This is a genomic window from Flavobacterium sp. H4147 (genome assembly GCF_029360735.1).
Classification (GTDB): Bacteria; Bacteroidota; Bacteroidia; order Flavobacteriales; family Flavobacteriaceae; genus Flavobacterium; species Flavobacterium endoglycinae.
This window is the reverse complement of sequence record NZ_JARKNB010000004.1, coordinates 163,002-181,756: the sequence shown is the minus strand read 5'-3', so window position 1 is coordinate 181,756 and position 18,755 is coordinate 163,002. Positions and strand designations below refer to the sequence as shown.

17 protein-coding genes are annotated in these 18,755 nt (G+C 33.1%); 12 read left to right on the top strand and 5 right to left on the bottom strand.

Features of this window, described 5'->3' with window-relative positions:
- Nucleotides 1-5 precede the first annotated feature (5 nt).
- The 9 genes from P2W75_RS18090 to P2W75_RS18050 all read left to right on the top strand — a co-directional run bounded on the left by P2W75_RS18090 (nucleotide 6) and on the right by P2W75_RS18050 (nucleotide 6,478).
- A complete protein-coding gene (locus P2W75_RS18090) occupies nucleotides 6-590 on the top strand; it encodes a hypothetical protein (RefSeq protein ID WP_276381551.1) in 585 nt (194 codons plus the stop codon).
- A gap of 11 nt (nucleotides 591-601) precedes the next feature.
- Nucleotides 602-1,060, top strand: a complete 459-nt coding sequence (locus P2W75_RS18085) for a YciI family protein (protein ID WP_276381550.1) — start codon at nucleotides 602-604, stop codon at nucleotides 1,058-1,060.
- A gap of 8 nt (nucleotides 1,061-1,068) precedes the next feature.
- Entirely contained in the window at nucleotides 1,069-1,644 is a 576-nt protein-coding gene (locus P2W75_RS18080) for a sugar O-acetyltransferase (RefSeq protein WP_207295105.1), read from the top strand.
- Nucleotides 1,644-2,033 (top strand): VOC family protein, encoded by a 390-nt coding sequence (locus P2W75_RS18075; RefSeq protein WP_207295104.1) that lies wholly within the window; start codon nucleotides 1,644-1,646, stop codon nucleotides 2,031-2,033. Before P2W75_RS18080 ends, P2W75_RS18075 begins: the two co-directional genes overlap by 1 nt.
- Nucleotides 2,034-2,267: 234 nt before the next feature.
- Nucleotides 2,268-3,545, top strand: coding sequence for a chloride channel protein (locus tag P2W75_RS18070; protein WP_276381857.1), 1,278 nt, complete (start codon nucleotides 2,268-2,270; stop codon nucleotides 3,543-3,545).
- A gap of 2 nt (nucleotides 3,546-3,547) precedes the next feature.
- Nucleotides 3,548-4,159: an HPP family protein gene (locus P2W75_RS18065; protein ID WP_276381549.1), complete on the top strand. Its 612-nt coding sequence runs from the start codon at nucleotides 3,548-3,550 to the stop codon at nucleotides 4,157-4,159.
- Between the two features lie 220 nt (nucleotides 4,160-4,379).
- A complete protein-coding gene (locus P2W75_RS18060) occupies nucleotides 4,380-4,922 on the top strand; it encodes a hypothetical protein (RefSeq protein ID WP_276381548.1) in 543 nt (180 codons plus the stop codon).
- A gap of 94 nt (nucleotides 4,923-5,016) precedes the next feature.
- Complete coding sequence (locus P2W75_RS18055; protein ID WP_276381547.1) at nucleotides 5,017-5,382, top strand: four helix bundle protein; 366 nt, start codon at nucleotides 5,017-5,019, stop codon at nucleotides 5,380-5,382.
- A gap of 37 nt (nucleotides 5,383-5,419) precedes the next feature.
- Entirely contained in the window at nucleotides 5,420-6,478 is a 1,059-nt protein-coding gene (locus P2W75_RS18050) for a nucleoid-associated protein (RefSeq protein WP_276381545.1), read from the top strand.
- Between the two features lie 86 nt (nucleotides 6,479-6,564).
- Here P2W75_RS18050 and P2W75_RS18045 read toward each other — a convergent pair whose 3' ends face one another.
- A complete protein-coding gene (locus P2W75_RS18045; RefSeq protein ID WP_207295100.1) occupies nucleotides 6,565-7,146 on the bottom strand; it encodes a TetR/AcrR family transcriptional regulator in 582 nt (193 codons plus the stop codon).
- A gap of 71 nt (nucleotides 7,147-7,217) precedes the next feature.
- Complete coding sequence (locus tag P2W75_RS18040) at nucleotides 7,218-7,970, bottom strand: SDR family oxidoreductase (protein ID WP_276381544.1); 753 nt, start codon at nucleotides 7,968-7,970, stop codon at nucleotides 7,218-7,220.
- A 228-nt stretch (nucleotides 7,971-8,198) separates the two neighbouring features.
- On the opposite strand from P2W75_RS18040, the gene P2W75_RS18035 reads away from it, so the two are divergent.
- Nucleotides 8,199-10,568, top strand: a complete 2,370-nt coding sequence (locus tag P2W75_RS18035) for a GAF domain-containing protein (protein WP_276381543.1) — start codon at nucleotides 8,199-8,201, stop codon at nucleotides 10,566-10,568.
- Nucleotides 10,569-10,737: 169 nt separating this feature from the next.
- Here the strand turns inward: P2W75_RS18035 and P2W75_RS18030 are convergent, their stop codons facing one another.
- Complete coding sequence (locus P2W75_RS18030; RefSeq protein WP_207295097.1) at nucleotides 10,738-11,916, bottom strand: Pycsar system effector family protein; 1,179 nt, start codon at nucleotides 11,914-11,916, stop codon at nucleotides 10,738-10,740.
- Between the two features lie 26 nt (nucleotides 11,917-11,942).
- On the opposite strand from P2W75_RS18030, the gene P2W75_RS18025 reads away from it, so the two are divergent.
- Nucleotides 11,943-15,677, top strand: coding sequence for a metallophosphoesterase (locus P2W75_RS18025; protein WP_276381542.1), 3,735 nt, complete (start codon nucleotides 11,943-11,945; stop codon nucleotides 15,675-15,677).
- Nucleotides 15,678-15,801: 124 nt separating this feature from the next.
- Here P2W75_RS18025 and P2W75_RS18020 read toward each other — a convergent pair whose 3' ends face one another.
- Complete coding sequence (locus P2W75_RS18020) at nucleotides 15,802-16,665, bottom strand: SdiA-regulated domain-containing protein (RefSeq protein WP_276381540.1); 864 nt, start codon at nucleotides 16,663-16,665, stop codon at nucleotides 15,802-15,804.
- Nucleotides 16,666-16,693: 28 nt separating this feature from the next.
- Nucleotides 16,694-17,746 (bottom strand): hypothetical protein, encoded by a 1,053-nt coding sequence (locus P2W75_RS18015; protein ID WP_207295094.1) that lies wholly within the window; start codon nucleotides 17,744-17,746, stop codon nucleotides 16,694-16,696.
- A gap of 95 nt (nucleotides 17,747-17,841) precedes the next feature.
- On the opposite strand from P2W75_RS18015, the gene P2W75_RS18010 reads away from it, so the two are divergent.
- Complete coding sequence (locus P2W75_RS18010) at nucleotides 17,842-18,753, top strand: ABC transporter ATP-binding protein (RefSeq protein ID WP_276381539.1); 912 nt, start codon at nucleotides 17,842-17,844, stop codon at nucleotides 18,751-18,753.
- Nucleotides 18,754-18,755: the final 2 nt, after the last annotated feature.

Sequence of the window (18,755 nt, the reverse complement as noted above, 5' to 3'; positions counted from 1 at the left end):
CTTAAATGGATTTTTTCAGCAAAAAAAGCAATCCAGATGATGAAAACAGATTAAGACTTCAAAAATTAGTTGATCAAACAATAAAAGCTGAAGTTCCAACTGGTTGGAAAAAAGAAACATTCGCAATTGGCGGCTTAAACAGTGTTGGTTTTTCAAAAAAAAATCCTGAAATGCTTTTGGTTGTATCAAGTCAAGGAAGAGGCTTAATCGATTGTTCTAAATTTGAATTAATTGAAAGAGATTATGATGACAGCTGGGATTGGATGAACACATACGAATTATGGACAATGGGAATTGGCAAACTTTCTGATGAAAAAATAGCAGTTGGCGGAGTTGATGGCGGCGGTCTTCCTTTCTCAAATAAGTTTGGTGATTCGATTGAATTTATGGCAACACAATGGCCAATTATCGATTTAATCTTTTCTCCAAATTATAAAAGCATATATCTAGAAAGTGAAACTCAAAACTGTTTCAGAATTTTCCATGATTATGAGTTAAAGGCATATGGTTTTTCATATGATGGAAATTACTTTACCACAGCAACAAGTAGTGAAGTAAATATATACAGAAGGTTAAAAAACGAAATATAAAATATATTCATATGAAAAAATCAGTCTTATTATTAGCTTTTCTACTTATGAATGTAATCGGTTTTTCTCAAGAAACTGAGGCAAAATATGATGAAACTTTAGCCAAATCACTTCATGCGGATGAATACGGAATGAAAAAATATGTCTTCTGTCTCTTAAAATCAGGAACCAACACAACAGCATCAAAAGAAGAAACCCAAAAACTCTTTGAAGGCCACATGGCGAATATTAATAAATTAGCCAAAGAAGGAAAACTAGTTGTGGCTGGACCATTTATGAAAAACGACCGAAACTACCGCGGCATTTATATTTTTAATGTCGAAACTATAGACGAAGCCAAATCTCTTGTTGCCACTGATCCGGCAATAAAAGCCAATTTACTCGAAGCCGAATTAACGCCTTGGTATTCTTCTGCAGCTTTGCAGGAAATCACAAAAATACACGATAAGATCGCCAAGACGAAAATGTAATACCTAATATGAAAACAGAAAAAGAAAAAATGATTTCCGGAGAATACTACAATGCTTTTGATCCGGAATTAGTAAAAGGGCGCCGAAACGCTAAAAATCTTCTTCACAGCCTTAATGTAAAAGAATACAGAGTTACCAAAAAAGCTAAAGAAATTTTAAAAGAACTAATCCCAAATACAGGTCCTGGATTTTACATCGAACCTCCGTTTCATTGTGATTACGGCTATAATATTTTCTGCGGAGAAAACGTTTATTTCAATGTAAACTGTGTCGTTTTAGATTGCGCTCCTGTCAATATTGGTTCAAATGTATTTATTGCTCCAAATGTTCAAATTTACACCGCTTCACATCCGCTTGACGCTGAATTGAGAAAATCTTTGGAAAATGCGTATCCTGTTACCATTGGAGACGATTGCTGGATTGGCGGAAATTCCGTTATCTGTCCTGGCGTAACTATTGGAAAAGGCTGTGTTATTGGAGCGGGATCTGTTGTTACAAAAGATATTCCAGATAATTCGCTGGCAGTTGGAAATCCCGCAAAAGTAATTCGAAAATTAAATCAGGAACCTGAAAACCAAAAATAATGCTTACTCTTAATAAAGTCCATCATATTGCCATTTTATGTTCTGATTACGAAAAATCGAAACATTTCTATACTCAGATTTTAGGTTTAACGATTATCCGCGAAATCTATCGGGAAGAACGCCAGTCGTATAAGTTAGATCTGGCTTTAAACGGTACGTATGTTGTCGAGTTGTTTTCTTTTCCAAATCCTCCTCAAAGGCCTTCACGTCCAGAAGCTGTTGGTTTGCGTCATCTGGCATTTGAAGTCATAAATCTAAATGAAACGGTTGCTTTTCTAACTTCAAAAAATATCGAATCTGAACCGATTAGAATTGATGAAACTACTGAAAAGCGTTTCACTTTTATTGCCGATCCTGATTTGCTTCCAATAGAGTTTTACGAGAGATAATTAAGTCCTTTTATAATCTCGCAAAGTCGCAGAGTCGCAAAGAATTTATTTAAAAAACTTTGCGTCTTCGCGACTTTGCGAGCAATTTCTCATCACTTTGCCAAGTAAAATACACGAAAGAATTTTCCTGTTTTCTTGATTTTAACACACTTTATTAGCCATTTTTTATTAAAAAACCGAATTTCATACTTAATTTTGTAATCCGCAAAAAACGCGATTTTGAAATACATAGTGATGAATAAAACGGCGCAAATCAAAAAAAATCATCAATTAATCAAATTCCGAAAATTAGTTATTGTTTCTATCTTAATTGGCTTTCTTTCTGCCTTTCTCGGAATTTCACTAAAGAAAATAACTGAATATTACGAAGAAATCTTCTTTCATGAAGTATCGGTAAATCCATTATTTTATATTCTTTTTCCTGTTTTTGGATTATCCGTAATTTATTTCTTAAGACAATATCTTTTTAAGAAAAAAGAAAACAAAGGCATCAAAGAAGTTTTTGAAAGTACGGGATCAAAATCTAAAAATCTTCCTTCTTATAAAATTCCATCTCACTTTATAAACGGATTATTAACCGTAATTTTTGGAGGTTCAACAGGAATCGAGGTTTCTACAGTTGTCGCTACGGCAACAATTGGTTCGGTTGCTCACGAAAAAGAAAATGTTTTCCGCCAATACAAAACCGAATTGATTTGTGCGGGAGTTGCAGCGGGAGTTACCGCACTTTTCAGCAGTCCAATCGCCGGGATTTTATTTGCTTTTGAAGTGATTTCAAGAAAAGTAACACGAGCTTTTATGATTTCTAATGTAATAGCAGTTGCAATTACTTTTGGCTTGCTGACTATTTTAAAAGAAGAACCTTTATTTGCCGTTTCAATCACAACATGGCATTTGAAAGCAATTCCGTACTTCATTCTTTTGGGAATTTTAGCTGGAATAAACTCAGTTTACCTAACCCGTTGTGTGCTATTTTTCAAATCACAGTTTTCTAAAATTGAAAGACATTATTATAAAATACTAATTGGTTCTATCGTTTTAAGTATTTCATTATTCTTCTTCCCACAGTTATATGGCGAAGGATATCATGCGATTAAACAAATCTTCGAAACTTCTCAAATACAATTAACGCTAACTTTAACATTAACATTTATTGCAATTTTAATTTTAAAACCCATTGTAACCTCAGTTACATTAGCTTCTGGAGGTGATGGGGGTGTTTTTGCGCCCAGTCTATTTATTGGAGCTTTTTTAGGATTATTGCTGGCTTCGGTTTTAAACAGCTTTTTTCATGTAAATGTAATTCCCGTTAACTTTATGATTCTCGGAATGGCAGCCGTTTTAAGCGCCAGTATTCATGCACCTTTTACTGCTATATTTTTAGTATGTGGCTTAACAAACGATTATACTTTGTTTGTACCAATTCTAGCCGTTTGTTTAATTTCAAAATACACCGCAAAAACCATTTATCCTTACACTGTATACAGTTATTCGCCAAGTCTAATCAAATAATTATGCCAACTGAAAAAATAAAAAGAAGCTACCGCAAAACACGTTATATCCTTTACAAGGAAACTTTAATTGATTATAAAGAACACTTTTGGTCGTTTTTAGGTTCTTTCGTCGGAATTGGGATATTAGCCTATCTCGAATCTTCACAATTTACAGGTAGTGATGTCGTTTATTTAATTGGCTCTTTTGGCGCTTCGAGTGTTTTGATTTATGGCATTATACAAAGTCCATTTTCACAACCCAGAAATTTAATTGGCGGTCATCTTATTTCAGCTTTTATAGGAGTCAGTGTAAACAAACTAGTGCCAGATATTGTCTATATTTCTGCTCCGCTCGCTGTTTCTCTTTCCATTATATTCATGCAGATTACTAAAACATTGCATCCGCCCGGAGGTGCTACGGCTCTAATTGCAGTTACAGGTTCTGCCCAAATAAAAGCGTTAGGTTATATGTATGTGATTTCGCCTGTCCTTATTGGCGTTTTAATCTTATTTTTAACCGCTTTGATTTTTAATAATATGACTTCAAGCAGAAGCTATCCAAGTCATAGCACTTATCATAAACATTATCATAAACATTATCATAAGCTTAGAAAAAGATTGGCTAGGAAATAATTTTCAGTTTCAAATTCTTTCCTGCAAGGTTTCCAAAACCTTGTAGGTATTACTTTATTGAACTATCCAGAGACCTACAAGGTTTTAAAAATCTTGCAGGATCAAACGCAATTAAAACACAGAAAAACAAGAGATTAAAATCTTTTCAACAAATCACGATTCGTAATTCGTATTTCGTTTTTTATATTTTACCTTTGACCTCTCAATAAAAACAAAGATTATGGTTTATAAATTTAGAGTAATTCTAGACGCCGAAGAAGATATTTTCAGAGACATTGCAATTCTTGAAGACGATACTCTTGAGGATTTACACAATGCAATCTTAAATGCTTTTGGTTTTGACGGATCAGAAGTGGCTTCATTTTATACTTGTGATGAAACTTGGAATCAAGAAGATGAAATTCCTCTTTTTGATACAGGAGATGTTCCTGGCGAAATAAGAACCATGAACGATTATCCGTTATCTAGTATTTTAGATAAAGAAAATACAAAAATTATCTACGTTTACGATTTCATTAGCATGTGGACATTCCTTGTTGAATTGGCCGCGATCGAAGAAGAAGCTGTTGGAGCAACTTATCCAGAAACTTTATTTTCTCATGGTGAAATGCCAGATGAAGCAACAGAAAAAAACTTCGAAGCAGATGATATGCACAACGATATCTACGGAGAATTTGAAGACGACCTAGACGAAGACGATCTTGATATGTTTGAAGGCGACGACAGCTTCGAAGATTATGGGTTTGAGGAGAATTGGAATTAACTTGAGGTTCTAAGGTTCTGAGATGCTAAGGTTCTAAGTTTTTAATTTTGAAAGATTTTTCTTATTTTTAATTTTATTCATTAAAAATATTAAAATGAGCAATTTTAGAACTTTATTGGTTTGGCAAAAATCGATGACCTTAATTACCAAAATTTATTCCTTAACAAACAAATTTCCAAAAGAAGAAATCTTCGGATTAACTTCCCAAATTAGACGCAGCTCAATTTCTATTCCCAGTAATATTGCAGAAGGATTTGGAAGAGAAAGTGATAAAGATCTTTTACGCTTTTTAAACATTTCTGTCGGATCTCTATTCGAAATGCAGACACAATTAGAAATTGCAAAAAATATATCCTACTTAAAAGAAGAGGATTTTAACAACTTATACGAGGATAGTCGTGAAGTAGAAAGAATGTTAGTTTCTTTTATAAAAAAAGTAAAAGATAGAACTAAACCTTAGTACCTTAGCATCTTAGAACCTCAGCACCTAGAAAAAAATGATAAATTTATTCAACACCCACATCGACACGCTGTCAATACACCGCGTAGGAAACAAAAGCCGTAATGAGGCTATTTTTTTATCAGAGCAACCATTTAACTTAAATGATGAGATTGTTCCTTTGATAAAAGAATTCTTTTTTAAGCCTTTTAGAGAAAAAGAAGAAAACTATTATCAGTTTGCACACGAAGTGGACTTGGATTACAACGACATGTTTAAATTTGCAACTGAGATTTTCACGAATCCGGCTAATGTTCATGAGGTTTCTAAACAAATTACGAAGCATTTATACGAGCAGTCAAATCACCCGCACATTAAAAACGGAGAGGTTTATGTAACCTATTTGACCAATCTTAGTATTGATAACAATGTTGTGGATGCAATTGGAATTTTTAAAAGCGAATTGCAAGCAGACTTTTTACAGTTTGAAGAAAACGGAAGCAATCTTGAAATGATTTTACAACAAGGAATCAACTTGAGTAAACTTGATAAAGGATGTTTGATTTTCAACTATAAAAAAGAAGAAGGATACAAAATCCTGACTGTAGACAGCAACCGTTACGACGCGCGTTACTGGTTAGAGCACTTTTTATCTGTTGATGCTTTTGAAGATGAAAATTTCATCACTAAAAAATATTTAAAATTCTGTCAAAACTTCGCAAAAGACGTGGTTTTGCCAGCTGAAGACAAGAAAGAGGAAGTAATGTTTATGAACCGATCTGTGAATTATTTCGCTAAAAATGATCAGTTTGAAGAGCAGAATTTCTTGAATGAAGTACTAGACAATCCTGATTTGATCCCTGAATTTAAAAACTATAAAGTTGATAAAGGAGAAAAATACAGCATCGAAGATGTTACCTCATTCCCTATTGCCAACGCAGCAGTTTCCGACGCTAGAAAATCGATTAAAAATGTAATTAATCTGGATACTCACATTCAGATTAAAATGGATTTCATCAATCCTGAAAGTGCAGAAAAATTTGTTGAAAAAGGCTGGGATGAAGAAAAACAAATGTATTACTACTTAGTGTATTTCAATAAAGAAGAAAAAAGCTAAGAAGTTTTCATTTTCTATTACTTACTTACTAAAACAGAAAACGGCAGTTACAAATGTAACTGCCGTTTTTTATTACAATTGATTTTCTAAAACAAAGCGAAAATCGATTTTAAAATATCATCGTAAACTTGTTTGTCTCTCTCGCCTGATCTAGCCAAAACTCGGATTCCCGAATAATTATTAAAGATAAAACGAGCTAAAGATCGAGCTTCCATTTTATTGGAAATTTGTCCAGACTCCTGTCCTTTTTTTATGGCTTGATAAAAAATATCTTCAACTGTTTTCTGATTGTCAAGAACAATCTTTCCAATTTCAGAATCGTGCATCGCTAATTCAACAGCAGAATTTACCATAAAACAACCTTTTGTAATTCGGTCTTGAAGACTTTCTACAACAGCTTGCTTGAAAATTTCGGTAAAAGCCGTTTTTATGTTTTCAGCATTTCCCAAAAATTCTTTAAGTATCTCATGGTTTTGATGCTGATATCGTTTCAATGACTTTACAAAAAGCTTTTGCTTGTCTCCAAAAGTATCATATAAACTAGAACGGCTTAATCCTAAATGATTTACTAAATCCTGAGCCGAAGTTCCGTTGTAACCTTTGTGCCAAAAAATTTCAATTGCTTTATCTAAAGCCTGATCTTCATTAAATTCTTTCGTTCTAGCCATGATCTCTAAATTAAAATTCAACACAAAGATACAAAAATACGGAACAATCGTTCCTGAATTAGTCAAAAAAATTATACAACAGCATTTACAGTAAGTCCACCATCGATCACAATTTCAGTTCCTGTTATGAAAGAAGAATCATCTGATGCTAAAAACGAAACTGTTTTGGCAATTTCAGCTGATTGAGCAAAACGTTTCAATAAGATTTTCTCACCCAAAACAGTTCCGAACCCTTCTATTTCTTCTTTTTGCAAACCTAATTTTCCATACAGCGGAGTTTCAACTGGACCAGGAGAAACCGCATTTACTCTGATTTTTCTTGGTGCTAACTCTACAGCAAACACTTTATTAAAAGATAAAACTGCTGCTTTACTTGCTGCATACACACTTGAATTTGGCATTCCAAGATGCGCATTTACCGAAGTATTAAAAATAATAGAACCACCATCATTTAAAATTGGCAATAATTTTTGAACGGTAAAATAGACTCCTTTTGTGTTTACATTCATAATCGTATCATAATGATCTTCTGGAGCAAGTTCTACTGGAGCAAAAGAAGCAACACCAGCATTTAGGAATACAATATCAATTTTTCCGAATTTTGCTTTTACTTCTTCAACCAAATTATCAATCGATTTTAAATCAGATTGGTCAGCTACGATTCCAGTAACATCCAATTCAGTTTCGGCTTTTGATAAAGCTTCTTTGTTTCTGCCTGTTACAATTACTTTTGCCCCTTTTGCTGCTAAATCAGCTGCTGCTGCGTATCCTATTCCACTGTTTCCACCTGTTATTATAGCAACTTTGTTTTCTAAATTTTTCATTTTTATTTTAGATTAAGTTATTGATTATTTAATTATTATGGTACAAAGATATAATAACGGAACGATCGTTCCGTTATTAGCAATGTTAATATTTAGTTAAAATAATTATTGCCTTTTACAAAGCCTTACAAACAAAGGACTTTGATTATAGAACTATAAATGAAACAAATTATAAAATGTCGCACATTCTTAATTTATGCTTAATTTTGTAACCTAAAAAATTATCAGATGGATCGACACGTACCCAAAGAAAGTCCTTTCGAAACGATAATCTCATTTCATAAACTAATTGAATCCTTTGAAGAAATTGCTTTATCTGATGTAGATTACCGATCTAACTATGCCAAAGCCATTTTAAAAGAAGTTGAAGCTTTTCCAGAATTTAGAACTGGAATTCGTGATCTTGCTACGATCAGAAAAAATGAAGCTTTAATTAAAAATATCGCTGCCGATTTATTTCCGACGGCTTTGACTCACAACGAAATAAAAGCAATTACAATTCCATTTCAGAATATTTCTTTCAATTATACAGAGCGTTTCAAAAAAATTCTGCGTAATGCGGGAGATGAATTTTATATGGAAATTCGTGATTTCGACGATCATCAATTCTATATTAATAACTGTTGTTTGATATTAGCGTATCACTACAATCAAAATATAGATTTTAACAAACCTTTTTTCTATGATATTCCAGATGAAGAAGGCGTAGAACGACATTACCGAATTATGTACAATGCTGATTTTATGGAGATTATTCCAACCGAAAAATCAGTTGAACTTTCTCAAAATGATATTGATCAATTAATTGACAATTACAATAACATAGAATTATGGAAATCAAAGTTTCCTCCTGGAAGCTGGATTTTAAAAGGTTTTGGAATTGTTTCTTTGTTTGACGCAACTACAGAAAGCGCTATTTCGACTTTAAAAAGTAACTTATTAAAACCAGATAATTCGAGAGTAACTTCTACAGATATTGTAGAAAACATCTTTAGATCTATCTTTAAGATTCCGAGTTTAAAAGTTGGTTTTATAATCTACAATCCTGAAGAAGAAAAGTTTATCAGACCTATGAAGTTTGATAATCACATGGAAAGTTATCTTTTAAAATCAGATCAGGAAATGGATTGTAAAAATGCATTTTTTGGATGTTCATTTGAAAATCTGCTGGATAATAAAGAACCTTTTGTGATTTCGAATGTCAAAAAATTCATCGAAGAATCTAACAACAAACGACTTGGCGAACATTTGCTGAAACAAGGTATTCAAAGCTGTGTTTTTGCACCTGTCATCAAAGACGATCATTTATTAGGAATCGTTGAATTAGTTTCAGAAAACCCAAGAGATTTAAACAGCGTCAACGCTACAAAACTAGATTTGGTTCTACCGTATTTAACCGATACTATTGATCGTTATAATACTGATATGCAGCATCAGATTGAAGCGATTATTCAGCGTGAATACACAACAATTCACCCAAGTGTGTATTGGAAATTCAAAAAAGAATCTCAGAATTATTTCCAAAATATAAATCATACGAAAGATTATATTTTCAAAGAAATTGTCTTTAAAAATGTTTTTCCATTATATGGACAAATCGACATTAAAAGCTCGTCTGAACATCGAAATGAAACGGTTAAAATTGATTTAAAAAATCAACTTACAGCGCTTCTGGAAATTTTTGATAATCAGAAACCAAATTCAAATCTGGTTCTTTTGGAACAACGTAAATTCGAATTGGAATCACTTCGAAGCGAACTTGATTTCCCTTTAAAAGCTGATACGGAGCAACATATTCAGCGTTATATTGAAGAAGAAATTCACCCAATCCTGAAAAACACCAAAGGCAATGCTAAAAATGAAAAATTAGAAGAATTGTATTTTGAAAGTCTGGACGAAAAAACGGGAATGTTTTATCAGGAAAGAAAGAAATTTGATAATGCCATGTCTATTATCAATAAAAGACTGGCTACTGTTTTAGATAAAAAACAAGTTGAAGCACAACAGATTTATCCGCATTATTATGAGCGTTTTAAAACCGATGGTGTAGAACATAATTTGTACATTGGATCTTCGATTTCACCAACGAAACCATTCGATATTATGTATTTACATAATCTTCGTTTGTGGCAGTTACAGACTTTATGCGAGATGGAATTAGAACATCATCAGCTTAAAGAATCGCTTCCTTACGAATTGGATGTGACTTCTTTAATATTAGTGTTCAGCCAGCCGCTTTCTATCCGTTTCAGAATGGATGAAAAACGTTTTGATGTTGACGGAACTTACAATGCCAGATATGAAGTCGTTAAAAAACGAATTGACAAATCGAACATTAAAGGAACAAACGAAAGAATTACTGAAAAAGAGAAAATCACTATTGTATATTCTCAAAACAGCGAAGAAGCAGAATATTTAAAATATATCAAATATCTGCAGCACAAGAAAATACTTGAGCCTTCAATTGAACAATTTGAAGTCGAAGATCTTCAGGGAGTTTCTGGTTTACGAGCAATTCGTGTCAAAGTGATTAATAACACGACAAGTTCTACAGTAAAAAAAATAACTTATCAGGATTTATTAGATGAGCTCAACTAAATAATTGAGCTTTCAAAAAACATAGTGATTTCTTTAAAATTTAAAAAGGCTTTGTCAAAGTTTAAACTTCGACAAAGCCTTAAATATTTTGATTTATGTGTTAGAAATTAGTTTCTTTCTATATTCTTTTACACAAACAAAAACCTATGTTTCTATGTGTTTCAAAAACTTAAATTGATTTAAAAGCAATTACAAACGAAATCACTGTAATAATAATTCCGAACATAAATAAATTATAAGCAATTCTAAGTAGGTTATATTTTCGCTGTAATACCAACCCAAGATAATACAAATCTTTTATCATGGTCGAATACAAATAATCGCGGTCTTTCATCATTTCGTTCATGGCCCAATCATAATCTTCAAGAGGCATTTTATAGAAATTCCCAAAGAACATCAAATTTACTTTCCTGGCTTCTACATCAGCACGGGTAAAATATCCCGAAGTTACTTTTGGTCGTGTCGATAGAATCGCAAAAATAATCGTAATAACGCTTGACATCAGCATAACAAATGTCGGCACCACTAAATGTGCATTTTTTGGACTATCTAATTTTGGGATGATCGTAGAAAGTGCAATAGAAATAATAATCGCATTTACAGACAATAGAATATTAGCCTTACTATCGGCAATGCCGCTTAATCGTGTATGATTTCCAAGTGTAACGCGAAACAAAGTATCAATACCGCGTTCTGGTTTTTCGTCTTTGCCTTTCTTTTTGTTTTCTGCTTCGATCGCTGCAGCGGCTTTCAATTCCTGTTTGTTTATTTTTTTCTGAATCAAAAGCAGGTTTTTTTCCTTTAAAGGCTGCCATTTTTTCAAAGCGTAATCAGTATAAAAACGGTGTTTGTTCAACAGAAAATTCAAGTTTTCTTTTGTCCACTCAGCATTTGTAAAACTTACAATTCCTGTGTTTTTAAGTTCCAATCGAAGCAATTCGCAGGTTGTAGTATATTCGGTTCCCATTAAATGAGCATAATCAGCATCTTTAATGATTTTTTCCAAATGAGTTTTGGGCTGATATTCTTTAGCAGTAGCCAGAATTAAACCCGAAACTTTATCAATAAACTCCGCAGATTTTCCTTTTTCTTTTAAAAAATCAGCAGCGATTTTAATACTTTTCTCTTCGTGGTCTTCGTATCCGTTCACATATCCGGTGTCATGAAACCAAGCGGCAACCAAAAGTGCCTCTTTATCATCGCCTACTACATCTTCTTTTTTACACAACTCTTTTACCGCAGAAACTACGGTGAAAGTATGGTTAAAATTATGATAAGAATATAAATTAGAAAGTTTATCTTTGAGTAAATTACTGACGAAATCCTCGGATTGTTCTATTAGATTCATAAAGAATATTTTTATACCACTAAATTATGAAATTGTTTTTGGATAATCATTTTATTGCTACGATTAAAAACTATTTAGCAGCAATAATGGCACTATTCATTGTTTATTCCTGTGCAACGCATAAGCCGCAATATGGAAAAAATGTCAGCGCCAACGAAACAGAAAACGCAACAGATACCCTAAAAATTGCACACACGTTTTTTCTGGTTGGAGATGCTGGAAATGCTGATGAAGAACAGGCCAAACAAACGCTTGATCTTTTACATCAAAAACTTAAAAAAGCCAATAAAAAATCGACACTTATTTTTTTAGGAGATAACATTTATCCTAAAGGTTTTCCTGCTGATAAACATGCCGAAGACAAGGCTTTAGCTCAAACAAAATTGACTAACCAATTAAAAATAGCAGAAGGTTTTAAAGGTAAAACCATTTTTATTCCCGGAAATCACGATTGGTACAGCGGCATAAAAGGTCTTGAAAAACAAGCCGATTTTGTGACCAAATATTTAAATGATAAAAAAGCGTTTCTGCCAAGAAAAACCTGTCCTATTGAAGATGTAAAAATTGATAGTACTACTGCGTTAATAACTGTTGACAGCGAGTGGTTCCTGGAAGACTGGGACGATCACCCTACTATAAATGATAACTGCGAAATTAAAACTCGCGAAGATTTCTTTGATGAACTGGAAAGTATTTTAAATAAAAATCAGGAGAAAACAGTTGTTTTGGCCATTCATCATCCTTTATTAAGCAATGGAACTCACGGCGGACAATTTTCATTAGAAAAACAATTGTTCCCTTTAGAGAAAAAAATTCCGCTTCCTGTAATTGGATCTTTTATTAATTTATTGAGAAAAACTTCCGGAGTAAGTCCACAGGATATTCAGAATAAACAATATACAATTTATGCCAAAAGAATTAAGACGCTTTTGCAGAAGCAGAAAAATGTAATTGTAGTTTCGGGACACGATCATAATCTACAATACATCAGTAAAGAAAATATTCAGCAGATTATCAGCGGCGCGGGATCAAAATCAGAAGCGGCAAGAGCCATAAATCCGTTTGATTTTTCGTATGGTGGAAATGGATACGCCACTTTAACTTTATACAAAACTGGTGATGCTAAAGTTAATTTTTTTGGAAATGAAAACAATAAAGAAAAAATGCTTTTCGAGCGTGAAATCATAAAAGCGAAAGAAATCAACTGGGCTTCTGATATTCCAAATAATTTCCCTTCAAAAGTGACAACTTCAATCTATTCTCCAAAAATGACGGAGAAAAGTTTGTTTCACAAATTTTTATTCGGACAGCATTACAGAAAATATTACAGTATGCCAATTGAAGCTACAACTGCAACAGTAGATACTTTAAAAGGCGGATTAAAACCAATTCACGAAGGCGGCGGACATCAGTCGGTTTCTTTACGAATGTCAGATCCACAGGGTAGAGAATATGTTATGCGTGCTATGAAAAAAAGCGCTACTGTCTTTCTACAGTCGGTTGCGTTTAAAGATCAATATGTCGTAAACGATTTTGAAAAGACATATGCTGAAGATTTCTTATTTGATTTTTATACGACTTCACATCCCTATTCTTCTTTTGCAATTGGAAGTATGTCTGATAAAATTGGCTTAAGACACACAAATCCTATTTTGTATTATATTCCAAAACAAAATGGTTTGGGTGAATTTAATGCAGGTTTTGGCGATCAATTGTATATGGTTGAAGAAAGACCGGCAGATAATCATCTTGATGGGAAAAACTTCGGAAAACCAACTAATATTATTGGCACCGATGATATGATGCTGAACCTTCATAAAGATGAAAAATATGTGGTTGATGAAAAAGAATACATCAAGGCACGTTTATTTGATATGCTTTTGGGTGACTGGGACCGACACAGCGATCAATGGCGTTGGGCAGAATATAAGGAAAATGGAAAAGTGGTTTACAGACCTATTCCGCGAGATCGTGATCAGGCTTTTGTAAAATACGATGGAGCTTTGCTTTCTATTTTAATGAATATTCCGGCGCTTCGTCATATGCGAACTTTCAAATACAAAATTGACAATGTAAAATGGCTGAGCAGAGAACCTTATCCTATGGATTTAGCATTTTTGAAAACCGCAACAGAAAAAGACTGGATCGAACAAGCGAAATACATTCAGGAAAATTTAAGCGACAGCGATATTGATACTGCTTTTAAAAATCTGCCGAAAGAAGTTCAAGACGCAACAATTGACGAAATCAAAGCGAAACTAAAAAACAGGAAAAAAGATCTTCAAAAATATGCGGTTCGTTATTCTGATGTTTTGAGCAAAACGGTTATGATTGCGGGAACAGACAAAAAAGACAAGTTTGTTTTGAATCATAATGTGAAAAAAGGAATTGAAATTCAGGTTTTCAGAGTTAAAAAAGAAGGCGATGAATTGGTTTATACCAAAAATGTAACGGATGCTAAAACTAAAAACTTATGGATTTATGGTTTGGATGATAATGATGTTTTTGAGGTAAAAGGAAATGAGAAATCCAGAATTAAAATCCGTTTAATTGGTGGTCAGAACAATGATACATATACAATCGAAAACGGAAGAAAGGTAATTGTGTATGATTTTAAATCAAAAGAAAACACGTATAATCTTGATTCGAAAACACAGACTCAGTTGACAGATGATTATGATGTCAATTTGTACAATTATGAAAGACCAAAATACAATGTGATTTCTGGACTTCCTAATGTTGGTTTCAATCCTGATGATGGGGTAAAAGTGGGTATTAATTTAAATTATACGGTTAATAATTTCAAACAGAATCCGTATACACAAAGACACATAGTAAATGCTTTTTATTATTTTGCAACTGGCGGTTTAGAGTTTAATTATGCAGCACATTTTCCTGGATTGTTAGGAAAATGGGTAATTGACGTTGAATCATTGTACACGACTCCAAATTTTGCGATGAATTATTTTGGTTACGGAAACGAAACCACATACGATAATAAGGAAGTGGGAATGGATTATAATCGTGTCCGAATTCGAAAATTTAATGCTTCTGGCGCGATAAGACACGTTGGAAGATATGGAAGTGAATTTAGTATTCAGCCTATTTTCGAAAGAATGACAGTTGAAGATACTGAAAATAGATTTATTAATATTCCAGGGATTGTAAATCCTGATATTTTTGATAGTCAGAATTTTGGAAGTTTAAAAGTAAAATATCAATTTAAAAATGCCGATTTTGCTGCAAAACCAACTTTAGGAATTCATTTTATGATTGCCGGAACTTGGACAACCAATCTTGATGAAACTAAAAAGAACTTCCCTACTCTGGAAAGTGTTTTAGGTTTTACGCACAAAATTGATCATAACGGACAATTGATTTTGGCTACTTATTTTAAAGGAAAAGCAATCTTAAATAATAACTACGAATTTTATCAAGGTGCTGCTCTGGGCGGCGATACTGATTTACGCGGATTTAGAAATGAGCGTTTCTTAGGAAGTTCGTACTTCTCTCAAAGTTCTGATTTGCGTTTAAGTATTGGAAAAATCAGAAAAACTGTCGCACCAATGACTTACGGAATTCTGGGTGGTTTCGACTACGGAAGAATCTGGCTTGATGGTGAAAATTCAAGAAAATGGCATCAGGATTACGGTGGCGGACTTTGGTTAAATGCAATCAACGTAATCACAGCCAGAATATCTTATTTTAAATCTCCTGATGAAGTTGGAAGGGTGATTTTTGGAGCGGCATATAGTTTTTAATTTTAGGTTCAGAGGAACAAAGCTGCAAAGTGACAAAGGTTTTTAGCTACGAATTCACGAATAATTTAAGTAAAATTCGTGAATTCGTGGCTAATCTTTTCTTAGTACCTCAGTGCCTAGAACCTTAGCGACTTAGAGCAAACTCATAAACCTTTCCTCCTATTTTATTTGTTTTTTCATCAGCTATCAACAAAGTGTTGTTGTCTTTAAAAACGATAGCTTCTTTTTGAGAGAAATGATTTAGGCTAATTTCAGTTTGTGTGCCTTTATGGAATAAATCTCCTTTGAAACCTTTAAATAAAACAATTTTATCGTGGCTTAATAAAACTACTTTTTTTCCGTCTGGGCTAATTGTCGCGCTTGTCAGTACACAGTGATTGTAATTATTACAGGTTTTAAATTCTCCAATTTTAACTGCTTTCTGAGTTCCTGCAGCATTTTTAATTTTGTAGATAAAAGCAGTTCCATCAAAACCTTTGCTTCGGTTTTTAGTGAAAAGGTAGAAATAACCATTCTGCTCAAAGAAACCTTCTACATCAAAAAACATTTCTTTTTTCTTTGGCGGAAATTCTTTTTGTTCCGGATACGAAAATGAAATTTTATATTCGGCGGAAGCCTGATCTTTATTCAACTGATTTTTGGCCACTTTATAAATACACAAATCTCTGCGTTCGTTATCGTTATTTCCAAAATCTCCAATATAAATATTTCCTGCTTTGTCTTTGGTAATATCTTCCCAATCAACATTTGCAGCATTTTCAATTTTTATAGTTCTTTTCAGTTTCCCTTTTGAATCAATAGCATAAATCGCGTTTTTATTGCCACTGTCTTCTAAAGTGTAAATCAGTTTGGTTTCTGGAAAATAGGTAATTCCCGAAACTTCTTTTAATTTTTTGGGAAGCGAATACAGCTCTTTTAAATCAGAACCAGATTGCTGCTGACAGGCTAATAAAACAATTGAAACGGTTATTAAAAAGGTCTTTTTCATAAATTTATGTCTTATAAGTTTAGATCGATTACACTAGGTTTGTGTTCTTAAAGTTACGGGTAATAAACTCAAACGCAGCATGCATAATGTGTCCCATTGATTTAGCATTTTTAAACTTCATATCATTGGTATATCGGTACAATTCCATTTTTAACTGGTTTAAATGCTCCTGAGTCGAAATGGTATCGTGGCACATAATATTCAGTAATTTTTTAATTCTGGTTTCGGCGGAGTGAATACGCTTTGCTAAAATCGCTCTTTCTTCATCTTTGTATTGAATAATAGAACGTTCTTCCAATTTTTCTTTAATCAGCTGAATCATTGGAAAATTTTCTTTAAAAAACTGCGGACGATATACTTTAAAATTTCCTTCGTAACACTGCTGGTCAAAATCAATCGGACGGATTTTATAGACTACTTGATCAAAATCATGAATAGGAACAATTACATAATTGTACGCTCGCATATCTCCTAAAAGCCTAATCATACAACGTTCGTTGAATTTTACAAACTCTTTGGCAATCTGGGCTTTTTCCATTTCGGTACATTTATCCAATAATGTATCCATAAAAACATCGCCTGGAATCCCAATAATATGTTCTTCAATTAATGTATCATTATACACTAAAAAGTTGATTTTATCTGGCGAAAGAATATCTTCTAATTCAAGTCCGTAAATTCTAGATGCATCTGCTTTTTTAATGTAGAAATGAACGTAGTTATCGTTGAGAATATTTCGGACTTTGATTCGGAAAGGTTTCGAATTTCCGAAAGTACAGTAATCAATCGCATCAACATTTAGATATTGAATGATTTCGCTGTTTCCATCTGAATGCAGAAGAGAATAGATTTTTTTTAAGTTTAAATCAATTTCATCTCTTTCAAATTCGCCGTAATACACCCGTATCCATAAAGTATCGTTGTCATTTTTATCATACACATTGATTGAACCGGAAAAGCGTAATAAGTCATCGTAAAAAATCGAAACTTTCGAAATACGTTCAAATCTCTCCAAATAACTTAAAAGTGGTTGTGTTAAAGGATAAGAAGGTTTCTTTAACACCATTAAAGGTTCACTCATTTTGAATATCTTTAGTACAAATTTAGAGAAAATTAAATTTAACGTAACAATATAGAACTTGATTCGTCTTACTAAAAACTAAAACCGAAATAAATTTGGAAACCATACTTACTATCGAGAATCTCAGCAAAAAATACGGACGTATTCAGGCGCTCAAAAATGTATCTTTTTCTATACAAAAAGGTCACGTTTACGGAATTTTAGGTCCTAACGGAAGTGGAAAATCTACAACCTTAGGAATTGTTTTAAATGTTGTTAATAAAACCTCAGGCAATTACAAATGGTTTGATGGAAAAATAGAAACTCATGAAGCTTTGAAAAAAGTAGGCGCGATTATCGAACGCCCAAACTTTTATCCGTACATGACAGCAGAAGAAAATCTAAAACTTGTCTGTAAAATCAAAAGTATTGATTATTCTAAAATCATTGAAAAACTTGATTTGGTTGGTCTTACCGAAAGAAAAGATTCAAAATTCAGCACTTTTTCTTTAGGAATGAAACAACGTCTGGCAATTGCTTCGGCACTTTTAAATGATCCAGAAATTTTAATTTTAGATGAACCTACAAATGGTTTAGATCCGCAGGGAATTCACCAGATTCGTGACATCATCAAAGAAATTGCAGCTCAGGGAACTACCATTTTACTGGCTTCGCATTTGCTGGATGAAGTAGAAAAAGTATGTTCGCATGTAGTGGTTTTACGAAAAGGTGAAATTTTATATTCAGGTTCCGTTGATGCGATGTCGGCTAACGAAGGCTTTTTTGAAATTTCATCAAATGATAATACTCTTTTAAAATCAGCTCTGGAAAATCATTCGGCTATAGACCGAATTACGGAGGAAGAAGGAAAGGTTTTGGTTTACTTAAAATCTGATCTTGCTGCTTCAGAATTAAACCAGTTTTTATTCTCAAAAAATATTGTTTTAAGTCATCTGGTAAAACGTAAAACCAGCCTGGAAGCTCAATTTTTAGCCTTAACCAAAAACACTACTTCAAAAACCAACTAAGC

What these genes read in the sequence shown, in the direction of transcription:
- P2W75_RS18090 (WP_276381551.1), top strand. Translation starts at nt 6, where the DNA reads ATGGATTTTTTCAGCAAAAAAAGCAATCCAGATGATGAAAACAGATTA.
- P2W75_RS18085 (WP_276381550.1), top strand. Translation starts at nt 602, where the DNA reads ATGAAAAAATCAGTCTTATTATTAGCTTTTCTACTTATGAATGTAATC.
- P2W75_RS18080 (WP_207295105.1), top strand. Translation starts at nt 1,069, where the DNA reads ATGAAAACAGAAAAAGAAAAAATGATTTCCGGAGAATACTACAATGCT.
- P2W75_RS18075 (WP_207295104.1), top strand. Translation starts at nt 1,644, where the DNA reads ATGCTTACTCTTAATAAAGTCCATCATATTGCCATTTTATGTTCTGAT.
- P2W75_RS18070 (WP_276381857.1), top strand. Translation starts at nt 2,268, where the DNA reads ATGAATAAAACGGCGCAAATCAAAAAAAATCATCAATTAATCAAATTC.
- P2W75_RS18065 (WP_276381549.1), top strand. Translation starts at nt 3,548, where the DNA reads ATGCCAACTGAAAAAATAAAAAGAAGCTACCGCAAAACACGTTATATC.
- P2W75_RS18060 (WP_276381548.1), top strand. Translation starts at nt 4,380, where the DNA reads ATGGTTTATAAATTTAGAGTAATTCTAGACGCCGAAGAAGATATTTTC.
- P2W75_RS18055 (WP_276381547.1), top strand. Translation starts at nt 5,017, where the DNA reads ATGAGCAATTTTAGAACTTTATTGGTTTGGCAAAAATCGATGACCTTA.
- P2W75_RS18050 (WP_276381545.1), top strand. Translation starts at nt 5,420, where the DNA reads ATGATAAATTTATTCAACACCCACATCGACACGCTGTCAATACACCGC.
- P2W75_RS18045 (WP_207295100.1), bottom strand. Translation starts at nt 7,146, where the DNA reads ATGGCTAGAACGAAAGAATTTAATGAAGATCAGGCTTTAGATAAAGCA.
- P2W75_RS18040 (WP_276381544.1), bottom strand. Translation starts at nt 7,970, where the DNA reads ATGAAAAATTTAGAAAACAAAGTTGCTATAATAACAGGTGGAAACAGT.
- P2W75_RS18035 (WP_276381543.1), top strand. Translation starts at nt 8,199, where the DNA reads ATGGATCGACACGTACCCAAAGAAAGTCCTTTCGAAACGATAATCTCA.
- P2W75_RS18030 (WP_207295097.1), bottom strand. Translation starts at nt 11,916, where the DNA reads ATGAATCTAATAGAACAATCCGAGGATTTCGTCAGTAATTTACTCAAA.
- P2W75_RS18025 (WP_276381542.1), top strand. Translation starts at nt 11,943, where the DNA reads ATGAAATTGTTTTTGGATAATCATTTTATTGCTACGATTAAAAACTAT.
- P2W75_RS18020 (WP_276381540.1), bottom strand. Translation starts at nt 16,665, where the DNA reads ATGAAAAAGACCTTTTTAATAACCGTTTCAATTGTTTTATTAGCCTGT.
- P2W75_RS18015 (WP_207295094.1), bottom strand. Translation starts at nt 17,746, where the DNA reads ATGAGTGAACCTTTAATGGTGTTAAAGAAACCTTCTTATCCTTTAACA.